The following is a 24,707-nucleotide window of genomic DNA, read 5'->3' as shown; positions in this document are numbered from 1 at the left end:
CGCCCGGGTGGCCGGTTCTCGCCGCGCGCCGCCGACAGGGGCGAAAAACCGGATGAGAAGTGACGGCTTCTCTGCCTACCCTCACCGCGATGGCCGAGAACCGACAAGACACCGACAACCCGCCCGCCGACGGACCCCCCGGGCCGCGCCGCAGCACGGCCCGCTCCCTGCTGCGCCTGTGGCCGTACGCCCGCGCCGTCCGCAGCCGACTGGCCGTGTCGGTGACGGCGGCCACGCTCGGCATGCTGAACACACTCGCCGTCCCGGTGATCCTCGGCCGGATCGTGGACGGCCCGCTCGCCCAGCACGACCTGGCCGCCCTCTGGCCGCTGGTCGGCCTGCTGCTGCTCGTGGGCCTCCTCGAAGCCGGGCTGTTCTACACCCGCCGGGTGGTGCTGGCCCGCCCCCTGGCCGGGCTGGAGACGGCGATGCGCGGCGACCTCTTCGCCAAGCTCCAACGGCTGCCGGTCTCCTTCCACGACCGCTGGGGCTCCGGCCAGTTGCTCTCCCGGGCCACCGCCGACATGTACACCATGCGGCTGTTCCTGGCCTTCCCGCTGGTCTTCCTGATCGTCAACTCGGTGATGTTCCTGGCCGGCACGGTGCTGATGTTCACCCAGGACTGGCGGCTCGCGCTGATCGCCCTGATCCCCGTCGGCCCGCTGTTCCTGCTCACCCGGCGCTTCGAGGCCGGCTACTCCGGCGCCGCCCGCCTCGCCCAGGACCAGAACGGCGACCTCGCCACCGTGGTCGAGGAGTCCGTCCTCGGCATCCGGATCCTCAAGGCCTTCGGCCGCCACCGCTCGATGGCCGAACGCTTCCGCGCCCGGTCCCAGGAGCTGCGCCGTACCGAGCTGCGCAAGGCGCACCTGCTCGCCAACCTCTGGGCCGTCATCGTCGGCCTGCCGGAGGTCGTCCTCGGCTGCGCCCTCGCCGTCGGCGCCTACCTGGTCGCCCACGACGAGCTGAGCGCCGGCGGCCTGGTCGCCTTCCTCTCCACCGCGCTCGCGCTGCGCTGGCCGGTCGAATCGCTCGGCTGGCTGCTCGCGTACGCCAACGAGGCCGCCACCGCCACCGACCGCTTCTTCGAGGTGCTGGACGAGCCCGACACCCCGGACCCCGGCACCGCCACCGGCACCGCCACCGGCCTCGCCACCGGCCTCGCCACCGGCCTCGCCACCCGGGACGGCATCCGCTTCACCGGCGTCCGCTTCCGCTACCCCGACGCCCCCGAGGGCAGCCCCGACCTGCTGAGCGGCATCGACCTGCACATCCGCAGCGGCGAGACGATGGCCCTGGTCGGCGCCACCGGCAGCGGCAAGACCACGCTCACCGCACTGCTCCCCCGGCTCTACGAGGCCACCGCCGGCACCATCACGCTGGACGGCCGGGACATCCGCGACCTGCCCCGGGAGCGGCTGCGCGAGCTCGTCGCGGTCGCCTTCGAGGAGCCCACGCTGTTCTCCGCCACCGTCCGGGAGAACGTCCTGATGGGAGCCCCGGGCGCGAGCGCGGAGCAGCTGCGCTCCGCCCTCGACACCGCCCAGGCCGGCTTCGTCGGCATCCTCCCCGAGGGCGTGGACACCGAGGTCGGCGAGCAGGGCCTGAGCCTGTCCGGAGGTCAGCGCCAGCGCCTGGCGCTGGCTCGCGCGGTGGTCGGCGACCCGGCCTTCCTGGTCCTGGACGACCCGCTCTCCGCCCTGGACGTGCACACCGAGGCGCTGGTCGAACGCGCCCTGCGCGACGTGCTCGGCACCACCACCGCCCTGGTGGTCGCCCACCGTCCCAGCACCGTGCTGCTCGCCGACCGGGTCGCCGTGCTGGCGGGCGGCCGGATCGAGGCCGTCGGCACCCACCAGGAGCTGCTGCGCGACTGTGCGCACTACCGCGAACTGATGTCCGGCGAGGCCGCCGTCGCGCCCGGAGGAAGTCTCGTGCCCGAAGGAAGTACAGCCCCGTGACCACGACCGTGGAACCCACCCGGACCGGACCCGCCGACGCCGAGGACCAGCTGCCCCCGCCACCGGCCGACGAGGAGGACATCCCCGTCCCGCCCGGCGCCCCCCGGGCGCTGCTGCGCTCGCTGCTCGGCCCGCACCGGGCCCGGATCGCCGTCGCGATGGTGGTCATCCTGGTCCAGCAGGCCGCCCTGCAGTCCGGCCCGCTGCTGGTCGCGGTGGCGATGGACCGTGCCGTCCCGGCGCTGCGCGAGCACGACTCCGGCCCGCTGGTCGCGGTGGTCGCCGGCTACCTGTTCTGCGCGCTGCTCAGCCCCGTGCTGCAGTGGCTGTTCATCAAGATCAGCGCCCGGGTCAACCAGGACATCCTGCTGGAGCTGCGCGGCCGGATCTTCCGGCACGCCCAGCGGCTGAGCCTGGACTTCCACGAGCGCTACACCTCGGGCCGGATCATCTCCCGGGCCACCAGCGACATCGACGCGCTGCGCGAACTGCTCTCCGAGGGCCTGCAGGAGCTGCTGACCGTCTTCCTGTCGGTCTGCTACATCTCGGTGCTGCTGCTGGTGCTGGACTGGCGCCTCGGCCTGGCCGCGCTGGTGTCCACCGTGCCGCTGGGCCTGATCGCCCGCTCGTTCCGCCGCCGCTCGCGCCGGGTCTACCGCCGCTCCCGCACCTCGGCCGCCTCACTGATCGTCCGCTTCACCGAGACGATGAACGGCATCCGCCCGGTGCAGGCCTTCCGCCGCGAGAAGGCCAACGACGCCGCCTTCGCCGCGGTCAACCGGCAGTCCGCCACCGCCACCGCGGACGGCCTGCTGGAGATCGCCCGCTACGTCGGGCTCTCCCGCGCCACCGCCAACCTGTGGCTCACCGGCGTGGTGCTGTTCGGCGCCTACCTGGTCGTCGACGACTCGCTGGCGCTGGGCGCGCTCACCGCGTTCACGCTCTACCTGCGCCGGCTCTACGACCCGATCGACCAGCTGGCGATGTTCCTGAACAGCTACCAGTCGGCCGCCGCCGCGCTGGAGAAGATCGCCGGCCTGCTCGCCCACGAGCCGACCGTCGCCGAGCCGGCCGAGCCGAAGGAACTGCCGCGGACGGCCGGGAAGGGCCGGGGCCGCGAGGTGTCCTTCGAGCGGACGGGCTTCGCGTACCGCACCGGCAAGCAGGTCCTGGCGCCCTTCGACCTGCTGGTCCCCGCCGGTCAGACGGTGGCGGTGGTCGGCGCGACCGGCGCCGGCAAGTCGACGGTCGCCAAGCTGCTGGCCCGCTTCTACGACCCGACCGAAGGCCGGATCCGGCTGGACGGCGTGGACCTGCGCGAGCTGCCCGGCCCCGAACTGCGGCGCGGGGTGGTGATGGTCACCCAGGAGTCCTTCCTGTTCTCCGGCACCGTCGCCGAGAACATCACGATCGGCCGCCCCGGCGCCACCCGCGCGGAGGTCGAGCAGGCCGCCCGCGACATCGGCGCCTACGAGTTCATCGCCGCACTGCCGGACGGCTTCGACACCGACGTGCGCAAGCGCGGCGGCCGGATCTCGGCCGGCCAGCGCCAGCTGGTGGCCTTCGCCCGCGCCCTGCTGGCCGACCCGGCGGTACTGATCCTGGACGAGGCGACCAGCTCCCTGGACGTCCCCGGCGAGCAGGCCGTCCAGCGGGCGATGCGCACGGTGCTGGCGGGCCGGACGGCGGTGATCATCGCCCACCGGCTGTCCACCGTGGAGATCGCCGACCGCGTCCTGGTGATGGACCAGGGCCGGATCGTGGAGGACGGTTCGCCGCGCGAGCTGATCGACGGCTCCGGCCGCTTCGCCGCCCTGCACCGGGCCTGGCGGGACAGCCTGGTCTAGAGCCGGCCACGGGGTGCCCGGCACCCCGGCCCATGAATGTGCCCGTCCGGGTGCGCCGTTACGCACCCGGGCGGGCCTCCACGTTCTGCCGCGCCGTCAGTCGACGTCGACCGAGTAGGTGGTGTGCCAGTCCGGCGAGGGGCAGTCCTCCTGCGCGGCCACCACGTCCAGCGTCCCGCCGGGCAGCACCTGTCCGGCGACGGTCGCCGGATCGATCACCACGGCCGGGTCGATGAAGACCGCGTTCTGGTAGCGCGGCCCGGTCGGGAGGTGACAGGTCAGCGTCCGTGCCCCGGTCGCCGTGCAGTTGTACGGCGCCGCGCCGGTCAGCGTGGTGTGCTCCGGCGTGGTGATCGCCACGTCGACCGGGTGGGTCGAGTACGAGGGGCCCGCGTTGTACACCCACAGCGGCAGGGTGATGGTCGCGCCGGGCTTGCCGGTGAAGTCGCCCGGCTGCAGCACCGGGTGGCCGGCCGACCAGGCGGAGGAGGCCCCCACCATGAAGTGGGCCCGGGTGTCGGCGGTGGTGAGGCTGTACGGCGTGGTGTGGCCGGACTGGTCCGGGTCACCCGGGTAGAAGGCCTGGACGTCGCCGCTGATCGTGACGAACGGCGAGGTGATCGGCGCGACGTACAGCGCCAGCCGCTCGACCGAGGTCGCCCCCGGCGCCAGGCCGGCCGGAATCCCGTACGAGCTGCCCGTGCCGAAGTAGGTGAGGGTCACCGGCGGCTCGGCCGACCGCACCACACCGGGCGCCGGGAAGTGCACGACCACCAGGGTCGCGTCGCTGGTGGCCGCCGGGCCCCGGTTGGTGACCCGCACCTCCAGCGTTCCGGTCTCGCCCGGCACCACCGGGTCCTGGGGCGGGCAGAGCTCGACGGACAGCTGCGCGGTCGCCGGTGGCGCCGCGAGCGGGGTGGTGGCGGCCTGGGCCGGCCACGCCAGGAGGAGGACGGACAGCGCGGCGAGGCCGGCCACGCGCATGGTTCGCGTCATGACCGTCACGTTCCCCCCGCCCGACACTCCGGGCAACCGGGTGGCTGCCGTCCGTGGCACTCCGGACGGCAGCCACCCCCGTGCGGCGCTCCCCCCTTGCGGTCGACCGCCCGGCGGTCGTCCGCCGGAGGGTCGACCAGCGGGCGCCGGCCCGCCGTGGCGTCAGCGCAGCAGCCCCGCGTCCATCCCGGTCGACTCGGCCGGCAGCGCGACCAGCCCCAGCTCGGCCGGGGAGGCCAGCCGCGGGTGGGCGGGCAGCACCCGGACGGTGTAGCCGAACGGGCCCGTCCGGCACAGCTCCAGCGAGCCCTCGTAGCGGGTGCGGCCGTCCAGGTCCGGCCCGCCGACGGGCTTGAGGGCGAGCACGCAGGCGTCCGCGATGCCGTCCGACTCGTCCACCCGGCCGGAGACCACCTGCACCTCGACGTCGCCGGCCTGCAGCGTTCCGAGCGCCACCTGCACCCGCAGCGCCAGCGAGCTGCCCAGCTCCTGGGCCTCGGCCGGGCAGTCCGCCTCGACGTGCTCGACCCGGACGGCCGGCCAGGCCTCCCGGACCTTCGCCTTCCAGACCGCCAGCTCCCGCGCGCCGCGGTGGCGGTCCGCCGCCAGCTCCCGCTGGGCCAGCCCGGCCGGGGCGTACAGACGTTCGACGTACTCCCGGACCATCCGCCCCGCCAGCACCTTGGGCCCGAGGGTGACCAGGGTGTGCCGCACCATGGCGATCCAGTGGTGCGGCAGCCCGTCCGCGTCCCGGTCGTAGAACCGGCCGGCGACCTGGTCCTCGATCAGGTCGTAGAGCGCGGCCGCCTCGATGTCGTCCCGCCGCTCGGCCTCGCCGCTGTCCGGGTCCAGCGCCCCGCCGCTCTCGTCGGCGGTGGGGATCGCCCAGCCGTTGCGGCCGTCGTACCACTCGTCCCACCAGCCGTCCAGGACGGACAGGTTGAGGCAGCCGTTGAGCGCGGCCTTCATCCCGGAGGTGCCGCAGGCCTCCAGCGGACGCAGCGGGTTGTTCAGCCAGACGTCGCAGCCCGGGTAGAGGTGCTGGGCCATCGCCATGTCGTAGTCCGGCAGGAACACGATCCGGTGCCGGACGGCCGGGTCGTCGGCGAAGGCGACCATCTGCTGGATCAGCCGCTTGCCGCCGTCGTCGGCCGGGTGGGCCTTGCCGGCCACCACGATCTGCACCGGCCGGGTGGGGTGCAGCAGCAGGGCGCGCAGCCGCTCCTGGTCGCGCAGCATCAGGGTGAGCCGCTTGTACGAGGGCACCCGGCGGGCGAAGCCGATGGTGAGCACGTCGGGGTCGAGCACCGAGGAGACCCAGCCCAGTTCGGCGTCGCCGGCCCCGCGCTGGCGCCAGGAGGCGCGCAGCCGGCGGCGGGCCTCGTCCACCAGCTGGGCGCGCAGGCTGCGGCGAAGGTCCCAGATCTCGGCGTTGCCGATCGCCTCCAGGCCGGTCCAGCGGGTGACCTCGCCGGTGGTCATCGCCTCCTCGGCGCGCTCGGCGCCGATCTCGGCGGCGCCGAGCCGGACCACCGCCGGGTCGATCCAGGTGGCGGCGTGCACGCCGTTGGTGACCGAGGTGATCGGCACCTCGGAGGGGTCGAAGCCGGGCCAGAGGCCGTGGAACATCGATCGGCTGACCGCGCCGTGCAGGGTGGAGACGCCGTTGGCGCGCTGGGCCAGCCGCAGGCCCATGGCGGCCATGTTGAACAGCTTCGGATCCCCGCCGCGCCAGGTCTCGGCGCCGAGCGCGAGCACCTGGTCGACCGGCACGCCGGCCAGCGCGGCGTCCCCGCCGAAGTGCCGGGCGACCAGGTCGCGGTCGAAGCGGTCGATGCCGGCCGGGACGGGCGTGTGGGTGGTGAACAGGGTGCCGGCCCGGACGGACTCCAGGGCGGCGGCGAAGTCCAGGCCGGCGGCGTCCTCGGCGACCAGCTCGCGGATCCGTTCGACGCCGAGGAAGCCGGCGTGGCCCTCGTTGGTGTGGAAGACCTCGGGGGCGGGGTGCCCGGTGAGCCGGCAGTAGGCGCGCACCGCCCGGACGCCGCCGATGCCGAGCAGCATCTCCTGCAGCAGCCGGTGCTCGCTGCCGCCGCCGTACAGCCGGTCGGTGATGTCGCGTTCGGCCGGGGAGTTGGCCTCGATGTCGGAGTCGAGCAGCAGCAGCGGCACCCGGCCGACCTGGGCCTTCCAGATCCGCGCGGCCAGGGTCCGGCCGCCGGGCAGGGCGAGGTCGACCCGGCTGGGGGTGCCGTCGGCCTCCCGCAGCGGGCTGACCGCGAGCTCGTCCGGGTCGAGCAGCGGGTAGCGCTCCTGCTGCCAGCCGTCCCGGCTCAGGGACTGCCGGAAGTAGCCGTGCCGGTAGAACAGCCCGACGCCGATGACCGGGACGCCGAGGTCGCTGGCGGCCTTGAGGTGGTCGCCGGCCAGGATGCCGAGCCCGCCGGAGTACTGGGGCAGCGCGGCGGCGATGCCGTACTCGGGCGAGAAGTAGGCGATCGCGGCGGGCAGCGGGGCAGCCTCGGTCTCCGGCCGGCGGGCCTGGTACCAGCGCGGGCCGGTCAGGTAGTCGCGCAGGTCGTCGGCGAGGTCGCCGAGTCTGCGCAGGAACCGCCGGTCGGTGGCGAGCGCGGCGAGCCGGACGGCCGGGACCTCCCCGAGCAGCCGCACCGGGTCCTCCCCGGTCGCGGCCCAGACCTCCGGGTCCACGGACCGGAACAGGTCCCTGGTCTCGGGGTGCCAGGACCAGCGCAGGTTGAGGGCCAGCTCGTGCAGCGGCTGGAGTTGTTCGGGCAGGACGGTGCGGACGGTGAATCTGCGGATTGCCTTCACGGCGTGAAGCGTAGCCGCGGCGGTCTGCCCGACAGTGGGTCAAGTGGGCTATTGGGCATCCGTTCGGGCTATTGATGAGATCGCATTCGGCGCATTGGACTGCACAGGGGGCGCGCGCGGCGCACATTTCGAGAGGCCGCGCTACCAATGCGTGAACTCTGCGGTACGGGCCCATTTCCGATGGCGCATCCACCCGCGAGAAGGCCCGAAACTCCTGTCGTACCGCTGCAAAAACCTTGTCGCCGATGCGAGGATGGCCGAAGGTCGTTGATGCTGCGGCAAGTGCGGCGACGGGTGGCGCCCGCCTTGAAGCAGCACGTCCGAATCCATTTCGCGTTGGCCGTTCCCGTTCTTCCTAGCCCATTCGGCGCTCACCGCGCGCCCACGCGTGTCCTCGTGCCCGGCCCGCTCGTTCACGGGTGGACCGGGCCGCCCAGGGGCGTGCCCCCGGAGGCGTGCGCCGGGACGCGCACGGGTTCCGGGGCATCCCGCCACCGGCACGGCGGGCGCCGGGCAGGTTGCCGGGGACGGCGGCGCGGGCAGGCTCCGGTCGCACGTCCTCCCCACCCAGCAGTCCTCCCGGCACTCCCCTGGCCCGACCCCGGCCCGCGGGAGCCGCCGCCGATCTCGGGCAGGAGTTTGGCATGCACGGCGACACGTGGGACCAGTCCACACCGGTGGCCGAAACCATCGACGCAGCGGTCGCGGAATCGGCCGGACGGATGGATTCTGACACTCGGACAGATCCGGCGATGCCGGCGCCCAGGACGTCCGGGGCGGTGCGTGCCGGATCCTCCGAAGCCCAGCCCCCCGCAGCACAGCCCTCCGCAGCTCAACCCCCCGCAGCCCAGCCCTCCGCAGCGGCCCGACAACCCGGGGCCGAGGAGGACCGGACCGCGGCACCCCGCAGGCGCACCACCACGCGCCGCACCACCGCCACCGCGTCGACCGCCACCCCCGAGGCCGGCGCCGGGGCCGACACCGCGCCGCGCCGCAGGCCCGCCGCCAAGAGCGCCGCCAAGCCGGCTGCCGCACCCGCCGCCGAACCGGCCGCAAAACGGGCTGTCAAACCGGCTGCCAAACCGACTGCCAAACCCGCCGCCAAGTCCTCCGCCCGCAAGACAGAGAGCGACACCGTGATCGGCCGCATCCCCGTCCTTGACGTCAGCCCCCTCGTCGACGCCGGCCGCCGCCCGGCCAAGGCCGTCGTCGGCGAGACCTTCCTGGTCACCGCGACCGTCTTCCGCGAGGGCCACGACGCCGTCAACGCCAACGTGGTGCTGCGCGACCCGCGCGGCCGCAGCGGCCCGTGGACGCCGATGCGCGAGCTCGCCGAGGGCACCGACCGCTGGGGCGCGTACGTCACCCCGACGGCGCCCGGCCGCTGGTCGTACCTGGTGGAGGCGTGGAGCGACCCGGTCGCCACCTGGCGCAGGACCGCCTCGGTGAAGCTGCCCGCCGGGATCGACACCGCGCTGGTCCTGGAGGAGGGCGCCCGGCTGCTGGAGCAGGCCGCGACCGGGGTGCCGAAGAAGGAGGGCCGGGCGCACGTGCTGGCCGCCGCCGACGCACTGCGCGACCCGGGCCTGACGCCGCTGTCCCGGCTGGCCGCCGCGCTCGCCCCCGAGGTGCTGGAGCTGCTGGCCCGCTACCCGCTGCGCGAACTGCTCAGCGCCTCCCGTCCGCTGCCGCTGCAGGTGGACCGCGAGCGCGCGCTGTTCGGCTCCTGGTACGAGTTCTTCCCCCGTTCGGAGGGCGCCGTGGTGGACCCGAACGGCGTCGAGCCGCCGCGCTCGGGCACCCTGCGCACCGCCGCCGAGCGGCTGCCCGCCGTCGCCGCGATGGGCTTCGACGTGGTCTACCTGCCGCCGGTCCACCCGATCGGCCGAGCCTTCCGCAAGGGGCCGGACAACACCCTGACGGCCGGTCCGCACGACGTCGGCTCGCCCTGGGCGATCGGCTCCCCCGAGGGCGGCCACGACGCCGTCCATCCCGACCTCGGCACCATCGAGGACTTCGACCACTTCGTCACCGAGGCCCGGGCGCTGCACCTGGAGGTGGCGCTGGACTTCGCCCTCCAGTGCTCCCCGGACCACCCCTGGGTGAACAAGCACCCGGAATGGTTCAGCCACCGCGCGGACGGCACCATCGCGTACGCCGAGAACCCGCCGAAGAAGTACCAGGACATCTATCCGATCAACTTCGATCAGGACATGGACGGAATCGTCAAGGAAACCGTTCGAATCCTTCGGTTCTGGATGGCCCACGGCGTGCGGATCTTCCGGGTCGACAACCCCCACACCAAGCCGGTCGTGTTCTGGGAGAAGGTGCTCGCCGACATCGCCCGCACCGACCCGGACGTCCTGTTCCTGGCGGAGGCATTCACCCGCCCCGCGATGATGCACACCCTGGCGAAGATCGGCTTCCACCAGTCGTACACGTACTTCACCTGGCGCACCGACAAACCCGAACTCACCGAGTACCTCACCGAACTCACCGGTGACACGGCCGCCTACATGCGCCCCAACTTCTTCGCCAACACCCCCGACATCCTGCACGGCTACCTCCAGCACGGCGGCCGCGCCGCCTTCGCGATCCGCGCCGTGCTCGCCGCCACCCTCTCCCCCAGCTACGGCGTCTACGCCGGCTACGAGCTGTACGAGAACGAGCCCGCCCACCCGGGCTCCGAGGAGTACCTGCACTCGGAGAAGTACGAGCTGCGCCCGCGCGACTGGACCCGCACCGACACCCTCGCCCCGCTGCTGACCGTGCTGAACCGGCTGCGCCGGCGCCACCCCGCCCTCCAGCAGCTGCGCGACCTGCGCTTCCACCCCACCGACAACGACCAGGTGATCGCCTACTCCAAGACCGCGACCACCCCCGAGGGCCTCACCGACCAGGTCGTCACCGTGGTCAACCTCGACCCGCACCACGTCCAGGAGGCCACCGTCACCCTCGACGGCGACGGCCCGTACGCGGTGCACGACGAGCTCACCGGCGCCGTCTACACCTGGGGCCGGCACAACTACGTCCGGCTCGATCCCTCAGCCGAGCCGGCTCACCTCCTCACGGTTCGGAGGAACCCAGCGTGACAGTGAACGAGCCCGTTCCCGACACCTTCCCGGAGACCTCGAAGAAGAACCTGGACCCGGAGTGGTTCAAGCGTGCGGTGTTCTACGAGGTGCTGGTGCGGTCCTTCCAGGACAGCAACGGCGACGGGGTCGGGGACCTCAAGGGGCTCACGGCCAAGCTCGACTACCTCCAGTGGCTCGGGATCGACTGCCTCTGGCTCCCCCCGTTCTTCGCCTCGCCGCTGCGCGACGGCGGGTACGACGTGTCCGACTACACCTCGGTGCTGCCGGAGTTCGGCGACCTCGCCGACTTCATGGAGTTCGTCGACGCCGCGCACGCCCGCGGCATGCGCGTGATCATCGACTTCGTCATGAACCACACCAGCGACCAGCACCCGTGGTTCCAGGCCTCCCGGACGGACCCGGACGGGCCGTACGGCGACTTCTACATGTGGGCCGACGACGACAAGCAGTACCCGGACGCCCGGATCATCTTCGTCGACACCGAGACCTCCAACTGGACCTACGACCCGGTCCGCAAGCAGTACTACTGGCACCGCTTCTTCTCGCACCAGCCGGACCTCAACTACGACAACCCCCGGGTCCAGGCCGAGATGATCGCCGGGCTGCGGTTCTGGCTCGACCTCGGCATCGACGGCTTCCGGCTGGACGCGGTGCCGTACCTGTTCGCCCGCGAGGGCACCAACTGCGAGAACCTGCAGGAGACCCACGAGTTCCTCAAGCGGGTCCGCAAGGAGATCGACGCCGACTACCCCGACACCGTGCTGCTCGCCGAGGCCAACCAGTGGCCGGAGGACGTCGTCGACTACTTCGGCGACTTCACCTCGGGCGGCGACGAATGCCACATGGCGTTCCACTTCCCGGTGATGCCGCGGATCTTCATGGCGGTGCGCCGCGAGTCGCGCTACCCGGTGTCGGAGATCCTCGCCAAGACCCCGCAGATCCCCGGCGGCTGCCAGTGGGGCATCTTCCTGCGCAACCACGACGAGCTGACCCTGGAGATGGTCACCGACGAGGAGCGCGACTACATGTACGCGGAGTACGCCAAGGACCCCCGGATGCGCGCCAACGTGGGCATCCGGCGCCGGCTCGCCCCGCTGCTGGAGAACGACCGCAACCAGATCGAGCTGTTCACCGCCCTGCTGTTCTCCCTGCCCGGCTCGCCCGTCCTCTACTACGGGGACGAGATCGGGATGGGCGACAACATCTGGCTCGGCGACCGCGACGGCGTGCGCACGCCGATGCAGTGGACCCCGGACCGCAACGCGGGTTTCTCCTCCGCCGACCCGGGCAGGCTCAGTCTGCCGCCCATCATGGATCCGGTGTACGGCTACCAGGTGACCAACGTCGAGGCGCAGCAGAGCAGTTCGAGTTCGCTGCTGCACTGGACGCGTCGCATGATCGAGATCCGCAAGCTCAATCCGGCGTTCGGCCTCGGCAGCTACGCCGAACTGCCGTCCAGCAACCCCGCCGTGCTGGCCTTCGTGCGCGAGTACGAGGGGGACCTGGTCATGTGCGTGAACAACTTCTCGCGGTTCGCGCAGCCGACCGAACTGGACCTGCGGCAGTACGGCGGCCGGTACCCGGTCGAGCTGATCGGCGGGGTGCGCTTCCCGTCGATCGGCGAGTGGCCCTACCTGCTCACCCTGGCCGGGCACGGCTTCTACTGGTTCCAGCTCCGGCAGCCCCCGCGCCTGAGCGGGACCAGGCGGTCGAAGTAACGATCCGCCGCACCCCACCACGCCCCGTCTGACCAGCGCCGACCGCACCCGCGCCGACCGCACCACCAGACCCTCCGGGGGCGCCAGTTGAGCCCGGCGCCCCCGGAGTTCTCTGCACCGCCGCGTACGGAGAACAGCCCAACGGCCACCCACACGAAGGCGTGACACCCGAGCCACGCTCGCGTGCCGCGACCGCCGCGCCGCCGAAATCCGGAAGACTGACGGACCCGGCCACGACCCGTCGGGCAGTCCGCGTACTTCCGGGGAAAGGGAGTCATGTCCGAAATCTCCCGTTCTCAAGCCCATGTGCAGGACGACGCCCCGGCCGGCTCCGCCGCGCCGACGGGCGCGCGGGGCACCGGGGCCCGGAGAACCGCCCTGGGGGTCAGCGAACTCGTCCAGGCGGCGCTGCCACTGATCGCCGCGTGGCTGCCCACCCAGCGCTGGTACGCCGGAAAAGGACGGCCCATCACCGGCCTCACCCCAGTCGTCGGCACCCCGCTGCAGGTCGGCGATCCCGCCCTGCTGCACCTGCTGCTGCGGGTCGAACACGCCACCACGGCCGGCGCCCCCCACGGGGACATCTACCAGCTGCTCCTCGGAATCCGCTCGAACGGGCTCGGGGACATCGGACCCGGCGCGGTACTCGGCCGGCTCAACCAGGGCCCGTACGACGGCGCGACCCTCTACGACGCGGTGCACGACCCCGAACTCACCGGACGCCTCCTCGAACACCTCGCCACCGGCGACCGCTTCGGCTCCCTGTCCTTCCGCCGCACCCCCGGCTCCGGACTCCCCGCCAACCTCCCCGGCCGCGCCTCCACCGCCGAACAGTCCAACAGCTCGGTCATCTACGGCACCTCGTACATCCTCAAACTGTTCCGCCGCATCCACCCCGGCACCAACCCCGACCTCGAACTCTCCCTCGCGCTCTCCCGGGCCGGCTCCACCCGCATCCCCCGGGTCGCCGCCTGGTTCGAGAGCCGGATGGAACGCGCCGAACCGGCCACCCTCGGCCTGCTCCAGCGCTACCTGCCCGACGCCGAGGACGGCTGGGAACTCGCCCTCGACCAAGTCGGCCGGCTCAAGGGCGACCGCTCCCCCGGCAACTTCGCCATCGAGGCCCACCGGCTCGGCCGGGCCACCGCCGAAGTCCACCGGGTCCTCGCCCGCTCCATGCCGGTCGCCCGACTCGACCGCACCCAGACCGGACGGCTCGCCACCGCGATGGCCGACCGGCTCGACAGCGCCGTCGCCGCCGTCCCCGGGCTGCTGCGCTTCCGGGCCGCACTGCGCACCGCCTTCCAACAGCTCGCCGACGCCCACCCGGACGGCCTGCCGGTCCAGCGCATCCACGGCGACCTCCACCTCGGACAGGCCATGCGGACCCCGCACGGCTGGGTCCTGCTGGACTTCGAGGGCGAACCCGCCAAATCCGTCAACGAGCGCCGCGAACCGCAGCCCGCCCTGCGCGACGTCGCCGCGATGCTCCGCTCCTTCGACTACGCGGCCGCCCACCTGCTGGCCGGCGGCCCCGTCGACCCGGAACTGGCCCACCTCGCCGCCGCCTGGGCCCAGCGCAACCGCACCGCCTTCAGCGCCGGCTACACCGCCGGCGGCGGCGCCGACCCGGCGGCCTCACCGGAACTGATGCGGGCACTGGAGATCGACAAGGCGGTGTACGAGGTCGTGTACGAGGCCCGGCACCGGCCCAGCTGGCTGCCGATCCCGCTGGCCGCGATCAACCGGCTCGCCCTGTCCGTCTGATCCGCCGCTCCCCGCGCTTCCGTCCCTCGTTCTCCCGCCCCCTGCTCTCCCGCTCCACCTACCGCCCGCTCGTCGCACCGCCGCTTCCGCACCGCCCGCCGGAGTTCGCCCACCCCCGCCGCAGGAGGACCACGCCGTGACGCCGCTCGACCCGACCGGCCGCACCAACCGCCCAGTTCCGGCCACCTTCCTGGCCGGGCCGGGCACACCCCCGGCCGAGGCCCGGAAGCCCCGGAAGGACCCGAAGGACTGGAAGGACCAGGAGGACCGGAAGGACTGGGAGGACCGGGAAGTCTCGCCGCCCCGGGACCAGGCCCCGGCGGCGAGCGGGCCGGCCGCCACACCGGCCACCACGCCGGCCGCCGCCCCGTCCGGGGCCCTGCGCCTGCCCGAGGCGCCGCTGCCACCGTCCGAGGTGGAGCGGCTGGTGAGCGGACAGCACCACGACCCGCACGCGCTGCTCGGCGCGCACCCCGTGCACGGCGGCACGGCGATCCGGGTGCTGCGCCCGTTCGCCGAGCGGGTCGTCGTCGAGACCCCGCAGGGCCCGGCCGAACTCACCCACCAGCAGGGCGGGCTGTTCACCGGGCTGGTGGCCGGCGGCGAACTGCCGGACTACTCCCTGCTCGTCAGCTACCCCGGCAGCGAGCCCCTGCGCCAGCACGACGGCTACCGCACCCCGCCCACCCTCGGCGAACTCGACCTGCACCTGATCTCCGAAGGCCGCCACGAGCAGCTGTGGCGGGCGCTCGGCTCCCACGTGCGCACCGTCGACGGCGTGGCCGGCACCGCCTTCGCGGTCTGGGCGCCGAACGCCGTCGGAGTCCGGCTGATCGGCGACTTCAACCACTGGGACGGCACCGGGCACCCCATGCGCTCGCTCGGCTCGTCCGGGATCTGGGAACTGTTCGTCCCCGGCCTCGCCGAAGGCGCCACGTACAAGTACGAGGTGCACACCCGGCAGGGCTGGGTGCTCGACAAGGCCGACCCACTGGCCCGGGCCGCCCAGTGCCCGCCCGGAACCGCCTCGGTGGTCACCTCCTCCACCTACACGTGGCAGGACGACGAGTGGATGGCCCGCCGGGCCCGCTCCACCCACCACCGGTCACCGATGTCGGTGTACGAGCTGCACCTGCCGTCCTGGCGCCCCGACCTCACCAGCTACCGTGCCATCGCCGACGAACTGCCCGGCTACCTCAAGGAGTTGAACTTCACCCACGTGGAGTTCATGCCGGTGATGGAACACCCCTTCGGTGGCTCCTGGGGCTACCAGGTGTCCGGCTACTACGCCCCCACCGCCCGCCTCGGCGGCCCCGACGACTTCCGGCACCTGGTGGACACCCTGCACCGGCACGGCATCGGCGTGATCGTCGACTGGGTGCCCGCGCACTTCCCCAAGGACGACTTCGCGCTCGCCCGCTTCGACGGCGAACCGCTGTACGAGCCCGCCGACCCGCTGCGCGCCGAGCACCCGGACTGGGGCACCCTGGAGTTCGACTACGGCCGCAAGGAGGTGCGCAACTTCCTCGTCGCCAACGCCGTCTACTGGTGCGAGGAGTTCCACATCGACGGCCTGCGGGTAGACGCCGTCGCCTCGATGCTCTACCTCGACTACTCCCGCGAAGGCGGCGCCTGGACGCCCAACCTGTTCGGCGGCCGGGAGAACCTGGACGCGGCCTCCTTCCTGCAGGAGATGAACGCCACCGTCTACCGGCGCTGCCCCGGCGTGGTCACCATCGCCGAGGAGTCGACCGCCTGGGAGGGCGTCACCCGGCCCACCGACGCCGGCGGCCTCGGCTTCGGACTGAAGTGGAACATGGGCTGGATGCACGACTCCCTGGTCTACATGTCCAAGGAGCCGGTGCACCGCAAGTACCACCACAACGAGATCACCTTCTCCATGGTGTACGCCTACTCCGAGAACTACGTCCTGCCGATCTCGCACGACGAGGTCGTCCACGGCAAGCAGTCCCTGGTCTCCAAGATGCCCGGCGACTGGTGGCAGCAACGCGCCAACCACCGCGCCTACCTGGGCTTCATGTGGTCCCACCCCGGCAAGCAACTGCTGTACATGGGGCAGGAGTTCGCCCAAGGCGCGGAATGGCACCACGAACAGGGCCCGCAGTGGTGGGTGCTCGACCCGCAGTGGCCGGCCCACCGCGACCACCTCGGGGTGCGCCGCCTGGTCCGCGACCTCAACCGGCACTACCTCGACACCCCGGCCCTGTGGGAACTGGACACCACCCCGGACGGCTTCCGCTGGCTCGACGGCGGCGCCGCCGAGGACAACCTGCTCTCCTTCGTCCGCTACGCGGCCGACGGCTCACCCCTCGTCGCGGTCTGCAACTTCTCCCCGGTCGTCCGACACGGCCGCCGGGTCGGCCTGCCCCGCCTGGCCGGCCGCGACCAGCTGTGGGAGGAACTGCTGAACACCGACGCCGAGGCCTACGGCGGCAGCGGCACCGGCAACTCCCAGCCGGTCAAGGCCGAGCCGGTCGAATGGGACGGCCAGCCCCGCTCCGCCGAACTGATCGTCCCGCCCCTCGCCACCATCTGGCTCCGCCCCGCCTAGCGAGCACCTCGCCGCGCCCCCCGGAACGCGAACCGCTCCGGGGGGCTTCCGTGCTGTGGCCGCTGGCCTGCTGGGCTGCACTCGCCCGCACCCGGCTGGTCGGAGGGATCGTCGGCGCCGCCCTGTCGGGCCAGGCGATCGTACTGATCGGGCTGGAGTACGAGTGGTGGCCCCTCCTCGCGGCGGCCGAGTTGACGGTGGCGTACCCGTTCAGCTCGCTTCTCGCGATCCTCCTCGGCGTGCTGGCCGAACGACGGCTGCACGGCCATCGCCCCGAATCGGCGGAGAGCCACCGAGTCGGCGGCGCGACGGCCGGCCTCGTCGGCCACGCGATCGTCGGCGTGGTCAGTACTTCGGAGACCCGGCCCAGCCCTGACCTCTTTGGGGACCGGAGGCCGACCGCGCGATGACCGGCCGCCTCGCCGGCGGGCTCCGGGGCCCTGCCTGGCAGGGCCTTCGCCCTTGCCCGGCCCCGGCCGCCTGTGCTCGCGGACGGGCGTTCGGGGTGCGAAGGTATGGTCGATATGACCACCTTCTGAGGCGACGGACGGAGACACCCACGTGGCGCGCAGCGTGTACGTGACCGGGATCGACCGGGGGGACGGCCGGCAGGCGGTGGAACTCGGGGTCATGGAACTGCTCACCCGCCAGGTGGACCGGATCGGGGTCTTCCGCCCGCTGGTGCACGCCGCCGCGCCCGGGCGGCCGGGCTCGGACCACGTGGTCGAGCTGCTGCGCGGCCGGTACCGGATCGACCAGCCCAGCACCGAGCTGTACGGCCTCACCTACGAGGAGGCCGCCGCGCTGCAGGCCGCGCTGGGCCAGGACGAGCTGGTCTCCGTCCTGGTCGACCGCTTCCGCGCGCTGGAGCGGCGCTGCCAGGCCGTCCTGGTGCTCGGCACCGACTTCGCCGACACCAACATCCCGGACGAACTGGCCTTCAACGCCCGCCTCGCCAACGAGTTCGGCGCCGCGGTGCTGCCGGTGGTCGGCGGGCACAGCGACGACCCGGAAGCCGTGATCGCCGAGGTGCGCAACGCCCACCGGGCGTACACCGACCTCGGCTGCGAGACCCTGGCGATGATCGCCAACCGGGTCGCCCCGGGCGCCAGGCAGCAGATCCAGCGCACCCTCGCCGAGAAGCTGCCGATCCCCGCCTACGTCATCCCGGAGGAGCCGGCCCTGGCCGCGCCGACCGTGGCGCAGCTGGTCGAGACGACCGGCGCCGAGGTGCTGCTCGGCGACGCCGCGGGCCTGGCCCGGGACGTGCGCGGCTACGTCTTCGGCGGCGCCATGCTGCCGACCTTCCTCGACGCGCTGACCGAGGGCGCGCTGGTCGTCACCCCCGGGGACCGCGCCGACCTGGTGATCGGCTCGCTGGCCGCGCACGCCGCCGGCGCCCCGCCGATCGCCGGCGTGCTGCTCACCCTCGGCCAGCATCCCGGCCCGAACGTGATGGCCCTGGCCGCGCGGCTCGCCCCCGGCACCCCGGTCGCGGTCGTCCCGGAGGGCAGCTGGCCGACCGCCGCGACCCTGACCCCCCTGGAGGGCAAGCTCACCGCGGCCAGCCCGCGGAAGGCCGAGATCGCCCTCGGGCTGTTCGAACTGCACGTCGACACCGCCGAGTTGACCAACCGGATCGAGGTCGGCCGGTCCGAGCGGGTCACCCCGATGATGTTCGAGCACGAGCTGCTGGAACGCGCCCGGTCCGGCCGCCGCCGCGTCGTACTGCCCGAGGGCACCGAGGAGCGGGTACTGCGCGCGGCCGAGATCCTGCTGCGCCGCAACATCTGCGACCTCACCCTGCTCGGCGAGGCGGACGCGGTGCGCCGCAAGGCCGCGAGCCTCGGCATCGAGCTCCCGCCGGAGGAGCCGGGCGCCGACCGCGCCCAGGTCCGGATCGTCGACCCGACCACCAGCCCGCTGCGCCGCCAGTTCGCCGAGCTGTACGCGCGGCTGCGGGCCCACAAGGGGATGACCGTCGAGCTGGCCCTGGACGTGGTCACCGACGTCTCCTACTTCGGCACCCTGATGGTCCAGGAGGGCATCGCGGACGGCATGGTGTCCGGCGCGGTGCACTCCACCGCGGCGACCATCCGGCCCGCCTTCGAGGTGATCAAGACCTCGCCGGGCGCCTCGATCGTCTCCTCCGTCTTCTTCATGTGCCTGGCCGACAGGGTGCTGGTGTACGGCGACTGCGCGGTCAACCCCGACCCGGACGCCCAGCAGCTGGCCGACATCGCAATCCAGTCCGCCGCCACCGCCGCCCAGTTCGGCGTGGAGCCGCGGGTCGCGATGCTCTCGTACTCGACCGGCACCTCCGGCTCCGGCGCGGACGTCGACAAGGTGCGCAAGGCCACCGAGATCGTCCGCGAGCTGCGGCCGGACATCCTGGTCGAGGGCCCGATCCAGTACGACGCGGCGGTGGACGCACGCGTCGCGGCCACCAAGCTGCCGGGCTCGCCGGTGGCCGGGCGGGCCACCGTGCTGATCTTCCCGGACCTCAACACCGGCAACAACACCTACAAGGCCGTCCAGCGCTCCGCCGGCGCGGTCGCGGTCGGCCCGGTGCTGCAGGGGCTGCGCAAGCCCGTCAATGACCTCTCGCGCGGGGCGCTGGTGCAGGACATCGTCAACACCGTCGCGATCACCGCCATCCAGTCCCAGTCCCAGCCCGAGTCCGAGCCCCGGTTCCAGTCCGAGGGCCACAAGGAGCCGCAGGCATGAGCGAAGGAACCCGCGTCCTGGTGCTGAACGCCGGATCCTCGTCGGTGAAGTACCAGCTGATCGACATGCTGGACGGCACCCGCCCGGCCTCCGGGCTGGTCGAGCGGATCGGCGAGGCCGGCGGCCGACTCGTGCACACCCCGCACGCGGGCGACCGGCGCGAGACGCTGCAGGCCTTCCCGGATCACGCCGCCGCGCTCAAGGCCGTCGCCGAGGAGCTGGCCGCCGACGGCCTCGGACTGGACTCCCCCGAGCTGGCCGCGATCGGCCACCGGGTGGTGCACGGCGGCAAGCGGTTCACCCAGCCGACCGTGATCACCGACGAGGTGCTCAAGGAGATCCGCCGGCTGATCCCGGTCGCCCCGCTGCACAACCCGGCCAACATCACCGGCATCGAGGTGGCCCGCGCGCTGCGGCCCGACCTGCCGCAGGTCGCCGTCTTCGACACCGCCTTCCACGCCTCGATGCCCGAGTACGCGGCCCGGTACGCGATCGACAAGGCCGTCGCCGACGAGCACCGGGTGCGCCGCTACGGCTTCCACGGCACCTCTCACCAGTACGTCTCGCGGGCCACCGCCCGGCTGCTCGGCAAGGACCCGGCCGAGGTCAACGTCATCGTGCTGCACCTGGGCAACGGCGCCTCCGCCTCGGCGGTCAGCGGCGGGCGCTGCGTGGACACCTCGATGGGCCTGACCCCGCTGGAGGGCCTGGTCATGGGCACCCGCTCGGGCGACATCGACCCCGGCGTCGTCTTCCACCTGCACCGGGTCGGCGGGCTGTCCGTCGACGAGATCGACGACCTGCTCAACCGCCGCAGCGGCCTCCGCGGCCTGTGCGGCGAGAACGACATGCGCGAGATCATGCGCCGGGCCGACGAGGGGGACGCGGACGCCCGGCTCGCCTTCGACTCGTACGTCCACCGGCTGCGCAAGTACATCGGCGGCTACTACGCGGTGCTCGGGCGGGTGGACGCGATCGCGTTCACCGCGGGCGTCGGGGAGAACGCGGCGCCGGTGCGCGCGGCGGCCACCGCGGGGCTGACGGAGCTGGGCATCGCCGTCGACCCGGAACTGAACTCGGTGCGCTCCGGCGAGCCCCGGATCATCTCGCCCGCCTACGCCCGGGTGGCGGTCGCGGTGGTGCCGACCGACGAGGAACTGGAGATCGCCCGGCAGGCCTTCGCGCTGGTGCACCGGGAGCTCCCGAACCCCCTGGAGCCCCGGGAACGCCGGGATGCGGCGGGGGCGCCACAGTCCCGGAAATCGTCGGAGTCCGCGGACTGACACGAAATCGTCTCACTCCTCGGAACCATTCGTCGGCGATTCCTCCCGCTCCATGCCGAATGCACGCATAACACGAACGGATAGACTGATCGATATGCGCCGAGCGAAAATTGTCTGCACCCTGGGTCCGGCGACGGACTCCTACGAACAGCTGAAGGCCATCGTCGAAGCGGGCATGAACGTCGCCCGACTGAACATGAGCCACGGCAACCACGCGGACCACGAGGAGCGGTACCGCAAGGTCCGCCAGGTCTCGGAGGACACCGGCAAGGCCATCGGCGTCCTGGCCGACCTCCAGGGTCCGAAGATCCGTCTGGCCACCTTCGCCAACGGGCCGGTGACCGTCGACAACGGCGACGAGTTCACCATCACCACCGAGGACGTCCCCGGTGACCAGCACATCTGCGGCACCACCTACAAGGGCCTGCCCGGCGACGTGAAGCCCGGCGACCCGATCCTGATCAACGACGGCGTCATCGCCCTGGAGGTCGTCAGCGTCGACGGCCCGCGGGTGAAGACCGTGGTGATCGAGGGCGGCGTGCTCTCGAACAACAAGGGCATCAACCTGCCCGGCGCGGCCGTGAACGTGCCCGCGCTGTCCGAGAAGGACAAGGACGACCTGCGCTTCGCCCTGCGCCTGGGCGTCGACATGGTCGCCCTGTCCTTCGTCCGCAACGCGGACGACATCAAGGACGTCCACGAGGTCATGGACGAGGTCGGCATCCGGGTGCCGGTCATCGCCAAGATCGAGAAGCCGCAGGCCGTCGAGGCCATGGAGGAGATCGTCCTCGCCTTCGACGCCATCATGGTCGCCCGCGGCGACCTCGCCGTGGAGTACCCGCTGGAGCGGGTGCCGCTGGTCCAGAAGCAGCTGGTCACCCTGGCCCGCCGCAACGCGAAGCCGGTCATCGTCGCCACCCAGATGATGGAGTCGATGATCCACGCCTCGCGCCCGACCCGCGCCGAGGTCTCCGACGTCGCCAACGCCATCCTGGACGGCACCGACGCGGTCATGCTCTCCGCCGAGTCGAGCGTCGGCAAGTACCCGATCGAGACCGTCCGCACCATGAGCCGGATCTGCGAGACGGCCGAGGAGGAGCTGGTCTCCCAGGGCCTCCAGCCGCTCAACCCGGGCCGCAAGCCGCGCACCCAGGGCGGCTCGGTCGCCCGCGCGGCGTGCGAGCTGGGCGACTTCCTCGATGGCAAAGCGCTGGTCGCGTTCACCAAGTCCGGTGACACCGCCCGCCGGCTGTCGCGCTACCGCTCGCCGATCCCGGTGATCGCCTTCACCCCGGACGTCGCCACCCGCAACCAGCTCTCGCTGAGCTGGGGCGTCGAGGCGTACGTGACCGAGCAGGTGGCCACCACCGACGCGATGGTCGCGCAGGTCGACCGGGAGCTGCTGAAGCTCGGCCGGCTCGCCGACGGCGACACCGTCATCGTCACCGCCGGTGTCCCGGTCGGCATCCCCGGCACCACCAACATGGTGCAGGTGCACCACCTGGGCACCCGGGGCGAGTGAGCACCCCGCACGCCCGAACGCCCGTGGGGCGGTCCTCCTCGGAGGGCCGCCCCACGGGCGTTCACGGTGTGCGCGACGTGTCGGCGCGGCGGGGCGGGCGCTACTTGTCGCTGTAGGGCGCGTTGTCGTTGAACAGGTGCATCCCCGGGATGTGCAGGGTGCCGCCGAACTGGCCCGCCTGCTTGGCGGTGACGCCGGTCAGCTCCAGGTCCAGCGGGATCGGGATCGCGCCGATCAGGTCGTACAGCCAGCGCGGCAGGGTGTCCGGGGTGAGGGTGATCTCGCCCAGGTCGATCGGGATCGGCAGGCCGAGCAGCTTGGACAGGTGGCCGGACAGCCGCTCCACATACATGGTGACCTGGCCGTCGCGCATGGTCGAGGTGGACCCCTTGGCGCCCTGGACGTGGAAGGTCACCCCGTTGCCCTCCAGGGTCGACATGTCGAGGTTGTCGATGTCGACGCTGTCGACCACGAACTTCAGGACGCGCTTGCTGCCCTTCGGCGTCTTCACGTCGTAGACGCCGTGGAAGACCGCGCCGTGCAGGGCGAGGCGGCTGGTCTGCAGCGTCCAGTTCTGCTCCGGGACGACCTGCCCGGGGGCGGCCGCGCCGGCGGTCAGACTCCGGGCGTCCACCGCGCAGTTGGGGTTCGCGGTGGGCGACGCGGACGGCGAGCCCGAGGCGCCCGGGGTGGGTGAGGAGCTACCGGAGGCGCCCGCGGTGGGCGCCGCCTTGGGGCTCGCCTTCCCGCTCGGCGTCGCGGCGGGCGAGGCGGTGCCGCCGGAGGGCTGGACCGCGGGCGGCGCGGCGTCCTGGGCGGCCGGGGCCTGCTGCGGGGCGGGCTGGGCCGGGGTGCCCGCGCGCGGGGCCGGGGCGGCCGGAGTGGTGGCCGGTGCCGGCGTCGTGCCCGGCTGGGCGCTCGGATCGGCGCTCGGGCTCGGGCTGGGGCTCGGCGAACCGTTCGGGTTCAGCAGGTGGTTGATGCCGCCGACGATGTCGTCGATCAGCCCGGCCTGGGTGGCCGTGCCGGTGCCCGTCCCGGAGCCCTGGTAGACCCCGCTGGTCGTGACCGCACCGCCGGTGGCGGCCGAGCGGGCGGCGGGCGGCTGGGTGGCGGGCGTCGCCGCCGACGGCGGCTTGACCGGGGAGGTGGGCTGCTGGGCGGGGGCGCCGGTCGGCGGCTGGGCCGGTACCGTACTCGGGCCGGTGGCGGGCCCGGTCGAGGATCCGCTCGTGGGCCCGGTCGTGGGCACCGTGCCCGGAACCGTGGTCGGGACCGTGGTCGGCGTGCTGGACGGGCCCGGCGGCGGCTCGGGCAGCTCGCTCTTGGCGACGGGCGTCTCGATCGGCGCGACGTCCGGCACCGCGACCGGCGCGTTGCCGCAGGGCTTGCCCGCCGCGGACTCGGCGAGCGCCGGGTTGGGCGTGTAGGCGGCGGCCATCAGCAGCGCGGTCGGCACCGCGGCCATGGCCAGCGCCCGGCCTCTCAGCCGCACCCGTACGGGCGTGCGCGGGGCCGCGTGCCGGCCGGAGCGCTGCGCGGGGACGGCCGTGCCGTCGGTCTGCTCGGCCGGCCCGGTCACCGCGCTCCCTCCGGATCGACGGCGCCGTTCTGCTTCGGGACGGCGGCTTCGGCGGCCGGCTCCTGCGGCGTGCCCTGAGCGGGCAGCTTGGCGGTGGGTGCCTCGGCCGGCTCGGCGGCCGGCTCGGTGGCGGCATCGGGCCCGGTGGCGGCATCGGGCCCGGTAGTGGCAGCGGGCTCGGTGGCGCTCGCGGGCGCGGCGGCGACGCTCGCGGCCACCGCGTCCTTGCCCCGGCGGCGGCGCCCGCCCTTGGCGGCCGCCTCGGCCTTCGGCTCGGGCAGCGGCGCCCAGGAGACCATCAGGCCGCCGCCGATCAGGCCCGGCAGCAGTGCCATGCCGAATCCGGCCAGGTTGGACACCGGGATCGAGACCAGCGTCAGCAGGATGGTCGCGATGCCTGCGAAGACCCGGACCAGCGGCTGGAACCAGCCGGTCAGGCCGAGCAGGATCATCAGGACGCCGATGATCAGCGAGCCCGCCCCCGCCGTGGTGGACATCGCGATGGTCACGGCGCCGAGCGCCAGGTGGGCGTACGGGAAGTACAGGATCGGGACGCCGGCGATCATGGCCAGCAGGCCGCCCCAGAAGGGCCTGGTGCGGCGGAACGCGCGGAAGTGCCGCCAGAGCCACCCGATCGGATTCTGGTGACCGGCCCGGGTTTCGACCGTTGCGCTGGACATGGTGCAGCTCCTCGATGTCTCTACGAGGGGAAGAACATTGGCGTGAGGCCGGGAACGGCGAAAGGCTCGCCGCCCCCGGCCCTGGGAGTCCCGTCAGTCGGGCGCGCCGGGCGGCGCGCCGTCAG

14 protein-coding genes are annotated in these 24,707 nt (G+C 73.0%); 10 read left to right on the top strand and 4 right to left on the bottom strand.

Going from position 1 to position 24,707, the window contains the following annotated elements:
* Positions 1-89: 89 nt before the first annotated feature.
* A complete protein-coding gene (locus tag AC0B61_RS24350; protein ID WP_471742849.1) occupies positions 90-1,961 on the top strand; it encodes an ABC transporter ATP-binding protein in 1,872 nt (623 codons plus the stop codon).
* Positions 1,958-3,808: an ABC transporter ATP-binding protein gene (locus tag AC0B61_RS24345; RefSeq protein WP_471742848.1), complete on the top strand. Its 1,851-nt coding sequence runs from the start codon at positions 1,958-1,960 to the stop codon at positions 3,806-3,808. The genes AC0B61_RS24350 and AC0B61_RS24345 overlap by 4 nt, the downstream gene beginning before the upstream one ends.
* A 96-nt stretch (positions 3,809-3,904) precedes the next feature.
* On the opposite strand, the gene AC0B61_RS24340 is transcribed toward AC0B61_RS24345, so the two are convergent.
* Both AC0B61_RS24340 and glgP read right to left on the bottom strand, forming a co-directional pair.
* Positions 3,905-4,804, bottom strand: a complete 900-nt coding sequence (locus AC0B61_RS24340) for a hypothetical protein (protein WP_471742847.1) — start codon at positions 4,802-4,804, stop codon at positions 3,905-3,907.
* A gap of 162 nt (positions 4,805-4,966) precedes the next feature.
* Positions 4,967-7,636 carry an alpha-glucan family phosphorylase gene (glgP, locus tag AC0B61_RS24335; protein WP_471742846.1) on the bottom strand — a complete coding sequence of 890 codons (2,670 nt, stop codon included), beginning with the start codon at positions 7,634-7,636 and terminating at the stop codon, positions 4,967-4,969.
* A gap of 1,136 nt (positions 7,637-8,772) precedes the next feature.
* On the opposite strand from glgP, the gene AC0B61_RS24330 reads away from it, so the two are divergent.
* From AC0B61_RS24330 to pyk, 8 genes are all read left to right on the top strand, one after another.
* A complete protein-coding gene (locus AC0B61_RS24330; RefSeq protein ID WP_471742907.1) occupies positions 8,773-10,728 on the top strand; it encodes an alpha-1,4-glucan--maltose-1-phosphate maltosyltransferase in 1,956 nt (651 codons plus the stop codon).
* Positions 10,725-12,449: a maltose alpha-D-glucosyltransferase gene (gene treS, locus AC0B61_RS24325; protein WP_471742845.1), complete on the top strand. Its 1,725-nt coding sequence runs from the start codon at positions 10,725-10,727 to the stop codon at positions 12,447-12,449. Before AC0B61_RS24330 ends, treS begins: the two co-directional genes overlap by 4 nt.
* A 276-nt stretch (positions 12,450-12,725) precedes the next feature.
* A complete protein-coding gene (locus AC0B61_RS24320) occupies positions 12,726-14,216 on the top strand; it encodes a maltokinase N-terminal cap-like domain-containing protein (RefSeq protein ID WP_471742844.1) in 1,491 nt (496 codons plus the stop codon).
* Positions 14,217-14,352: 136 nt separating this feature from the next.
* Positions 14,353-16,788 (top strand): 1,4-alpha-glucan branching enzyme, encoded by a 2,436-nt coding sequence (gene glgB, locus AC0B61_RS24315; RefSeq protein ID WP_471742843.1) that lies wholly within the window; start codon positions 14,353-14,355, stop codon positions 16,786-16,788.
* 50 nt (positions 16,789-16,838) lie between these two features.
* Positions 16,839-17,198 carry a hypothetical protein gene (locus AC0B61_RS24310; RefSeq protein WP_471742842.1) on the top strand — a complete coding sequence of 120 codons (360 nt, stop codon included), beginning with the start codon at positions 16,839-16,841 and terminating at the stop codon, positions 17,196-17,198.
* Between the two features lie 151 nt (positions 17,199-17,349).
* Complete coding sequence (gene pta / locus AC0B61_RS24305) at positions 17,350-19,515, top strand: phosphate acetyltransferase (protein WP_471742841.1); 2,166 nt, start codon at positions 17,350-17,352, stop codon at positions 19,513-19,515.
* Entirely contained in the window at positions 19,512-20,798 is a 1,287-nt protein-coding gene (locus AC0B61_RS24300; protein WP_471742840.1) for an acetate kinase, read from the top strand. The genes pta and AC0B61_RS24300 overlap by 4 nt, the downstream gene beginning before the upstream one ends.
* A 94-nt stretch (positions 20,799-20,892) precedes the next feature.
* Positions 20,893-22,320 (top strand): pyruvate kinase, encoded by a 1,428-nt coding sequence (gene pyk, locus AC0B61_RS24295; RefSeq protein WP_471742839.1) that lies wholly within the window; start codon positions 20,893-20,895, stop codon positions 22,318-22,320.
* Positions 22,321-22,420: 100 nt separating this feature from the next.
* Here pyk and AC0B61_RS24290 read toward each other — a convergent pair whose 3' ends face one another.
* On the bottom strand, positions 22,421-23,902 hold the full coding sequence (locus AC0B61_RS24290; RefSeq protein ID WP_471742838.1) for a hypothetical protein: 1,482 nt from the start codon (positions 23,900-23,902) through the stop codon (positions 22,421-22,423).
* Positions 23,899-24,582: a DUF6114 domain-containing protein gene (locus AC0B61_RS24285; protein ID WP_471742837.1), complete on the bottom strand. Its 684-nt coding sequence runs from the start codon at positions 24,580-24,582 to the stop codon at positions 23,899-23,901. Before AC0B61_RS24285 ends, AC0B61_RS24290 begins: the two co-directional genes overlap by 4 nt.
* Positions 24,583-24,707: the final 125 nt, after the last annotated feature.

This window comes from Kitasatospora sp. NPDC023385 (assembly GCF_055664045.1).
This window is presented reverse-complemented; position numbering and strand designations above follow the sequence as displayed.

Bases quoted from the DNA above. Each gene is read 5' to 3' on its own strand.
- AC0B61_RS24350 (WP_471742849.1), top strand. From the start codon at position 90: ATGGCCGAGAACCGACAAGACACCGACAACCCGCCCGCCGACGGACCC.
- AC0B61_RS24340 (WP_471742847.1), bottom strand. From the start codon at position 4,804: ATGACGCGAACCATGCGCGTGGCCGGCCTCGCCGCGCTGTCCGTCCTC.
- AC0B61_RS24320 (WP_471742844.1), top strand. From the start codon at position 12,726: ATGTCCGAAATCTCCCGTTCTCAAGCCCATGTGCAGGACGACGCCCCG.
- AC0B61_RS24300 (WP_471742840.1), top strand. From the start codon at position 19,512: ATGAGCGAAGGAACCCGCGTCCTGGTGCTGAACGCCGGATCCTCGTCG.
- pyk (WP_471742839.1), top strand. From the start codon at position 20,893: ATGCGCCGAGCGAAAATTGTCTGCACCCTGGGTCCGGCGACGGACTCC.
- AC0B61_RS24285 (WP_471742837.1), bottom strand. From the start codon at position 24,582: ATGTCCAGCGCAACGGTCGAAACCCGGGCCGGTCACCAGAATCCGATC.